The sequence below is a fragment of the Anaerococcus faecalis genome (genome assembly GCF_013371425.1).
Classification (GTDB): domain Bacteria; phylum Bacillota; class Clostridia; order Tissierellales; family Peptoniphilaceae; genus Anaerococcus; species Anaerococcus porci.
Map to the genome: position 1 here is coordinate 1 of NZ_JABVBA010000021.1, position 3,294 is coordinate 3,294.

At 45.1% G+C, this 3,294-nt stretch carries 2 rRNA genes; both read left to right on the forward strand.

Annotated elements, in window-relative coordinates:
• Positions 1-34 precede the first annotated feature (34 nt).
• Positions 35-3,122: ribosomal RNA gene (locus HV819_RS11350) — 23S ribosomal RNA — on the forward strand.
• A 55-nt stretch (positions 3,123-3,177) separates the two neighbouring features.
• Positions 3,178-3,294 (forward strand): 5S ribosomal RNA (gene rrf, locus HV819_RS11355).

Below are 3,294 nucleotides of genomic sequence, written 5' to 3' on the forward strand. Positions count from 1 at the left end.
GAACCTAAACAATTAAATAGCTATAAATATTTCCAGTCAAGAAAGAAAGGGCACAAGGTGGATGCCTTGGCACATGAAGGCGAAGAAGGACGTAAGTGAACGAAAACTAGGGCAAGCTCACAAAAAGCAAAGACCCCTAGGTCTCCGAATGGGGCAACCCGGCTGTGGAAGACACAGTCATCACTAAGTGAATACATAGCTTAGTGAAGTAAGACCCTGCGAACTGAAACATCTAAGTAGCAGGAGGAAGAGAAAGAAAATTCGATTTTCTAAGTAGCGGCGAGCGAAAGGGAAAGAGCCTAACTCAGTAAGCTTAAATAAGTCTAGTTAAATTAGTTGAAAAACTAAACCAAAGAAAGTGAAAGTCTTGTAAACGAAAGGCTTAAGAAAGTTGAGGGAAAGTATCACCGGGCACGAGAAACCCGGTGTGAAGATAGGGGGCCCATCCCCTAAGGCTAAATACTAACATGTGACCGATAGTGAACAAGTACCGTGAGGGAAAGGTGAAAAGAACCCCGAAAGGGGAGTGAAATAGAACCTGAAACCTAGTGCCTACAAGCAGACAAAGCGTGTAAGAACGTGATGTCGTACCTTTTGTAGAATGGGCCAGCGAGTTATTCTAAAGTGCAAGGTTAATGATTTAAGATCAGTAGCCGTAGCGAAAGCGAGTCTTAATAGGGCGAAAGTAAATTGGAATAGACCCGAAACCGGGTGATCTATCCATGGTCAGAGTGAAGTTGAAGTAAAATTCAATGGAGGCTCGAACCGGGTGCGGTTTAAAACGCATCGGATGAACTGTGGATAGGGGCGAAAAACCAAACGAACCCGGAGATAGCTGGTTCTCCTCGAAATAGCTTTAGGGCTAGCCTCTGACCTAAGATTTTAGGAGGTAGAGCACTGAATGGTCTAGGGCGGATGACCGTACCGAAACCTATCAAACTCCGAATGCCAAAAAATCAAGTCAGGGAGTCAGACTTAGGGGGATAAGCTTCTAAGTCGAAAGGGAAACAGCCCAGACCGACAGCTAAGGTCCCAAAATTTGAATTAAGTGGAAAAGGATGTGAATCTACTAAGACAACCAGGACGTTGGCTTAGAAGCAGCCATGCATTTAAAGAATGCGTAATAGCTCACTGGTCAAGTGGGTTTGCGCCAAAAATGAACGGGGCTCAAATTCAATACCGAAGCTTCGGATTAATAGAGGGATTAAGTTTACAAATGAGATTGGAAATATTAACAAAACAATACAGAAGAGATTAAAAAAAGAAATTCAAAAATTTCAGACGCAAAGACATAATGGATAAGAAATTATCAAAAAAAACACAAGTCTAAAGTCAAAGTAGGTAATAAGCAAAAAAGCTTAACTACAAAAAAGATCACTGGTTAACGAGTTAATAAAACGTAAAAAAAGACGTACCAACTCATAGCTAAACTTAATACCTCTATTAGTGGTAGAGGAGCATTGTATTAGGGAAGAAGCCAAGGCGAAAGCAAAAGTGGACTTAATACAAGAGAGAATGCTGGCATGAGTAGCGAGAAGGGATGTGAGAATCATCCCCGTCGAAACCCTAAGGTCTCCTGAGCAAGGCTCGTCCCCTCAGGGAAAGTCGGGACCTAAGCTAAGGCCGAAAGGCGTAGGCGATGGATAACAGGTTTATATTCCTGTACCGCTTGAAGTCGTTAAGAGAGATGTGATGACGCAAGAGGATAATCGAAGCCATCTGATGGAAATGATGGTCTAAGGTCGTAGGAAGAATGGTAGGCAAATCCGCCATTCATAAATTCTGAAAACTGATAGGAATCGAAAACATAAGTAGAGAAGTCGATGACTCCAAATTGCCAAGAAAAGTCACTATCCAGACAAAAGCGCCCGTACCAAAACCGACACAGGTAGGGAGGTAGAGAATACCAAGACGCGCGGAAGAACCTTTGTTAAGGAACTCGGCAAAATGTCCCCGTAACTTCGGGAGAAGGGGAGCCATAGCAATATGGCCACAGAAACCAGGCCCAAGCGACTGTTTACCAAAAACACAAGTTTCTGCAAAATCGCAAGATGAAGTATAGGAGCTGACACCTGCCCGGTGCTGGAAGGTTAAGGGGAAGGCTTAGAGCAATCGAAGGCTAGAACTTAAGCCCCAGTAAACGGCGGCCGTAACTATAACGGTCCTAAGGTAGCGAAATTCCTTGTCGGGTAAGTTCCGACCCGCACGAAAGGTGTAACGATTTGGGCACTGTCTCAACAAAGGATCCGGTGAAATTGTAGTAGTCGTGAAGATGCGACTTACCCACGCTAGGACGGAAAGACCCCGTGGAGCTTTACTGTAGGCTGATATTGGATTTTGAGATTAAATGTACAGGATAGTTGGGAGACAAAGAAACTTGGATGTCAATCTAGGCGGAGTCACTGGTGGGATACCAACCTTTTAATATCAAAGTTCTAACCATAGCCCTTGAATCAGGGCATGGGACATTGTCAGTTGGGCAGTTTGACTGGGGCGGTCGCCTCCTAAAAAGTAACGGAGGCGTTCAAAGGTTCGCTCAGAATGGACGGAAACCATTCGAAGAGTATAAAGGCAGAAGCGAGCTTAACTGCGAGAGCTACAACTCAAGCAGAGTCGAAAGACGGACTTAGTGATCCGGTGGTACCGAATGGAAGGGCCATCGCTCAACGGATAAAAGCTACCCCGGGGATAACAGGCTTATCTCCCCCAAGAGTCCACATCGACGGGGAGGTTTGGCACCTCGATGTCGGCTCGTCTCATCCTGGGGCTGGAGTAGGTCCCAAGGGTTGGGCTGTTCGCCCATTAAAGAGGCACGCGAGCTGGGTTCAGAACGTCGTGAGACAGTTCGGTCCCTATCCAGCGTGGGCGTAAGAAATTTGAGAGGAGCTGTCCTTAGTACGAGAGGACCGGGATGGACGCACCAATGGTGTACGAGTTGTCAGGCCACTGGCATAGCTCGGTAGCTACGTGCGGAATTGATAAGTACTGAAAGCATCTAAGTACGAAGCAACCCTCAAGATAAGATTTCTCAAAGTAGGTAAAGAAAATACCTTAGATAGGTCCAAGGTGTAAGTGCAGTAATGTATTAAGCTAATGGATACTAAACTTTAAAACTTGACTGGAAATATTTATAGCTATTTGAAAAAGGCTCAAAGAGCAAGTATTAGGTAAAGAAAATATGGTGACAAAAGCAGAAGGGATACACCTGTATCCATACCGAACACAGAAGTTAAGCCTTCTAACGCCGATGGTACTCGGAGGGAGACCTCCCGGGAGATTAGGAAGTTGCCAAAC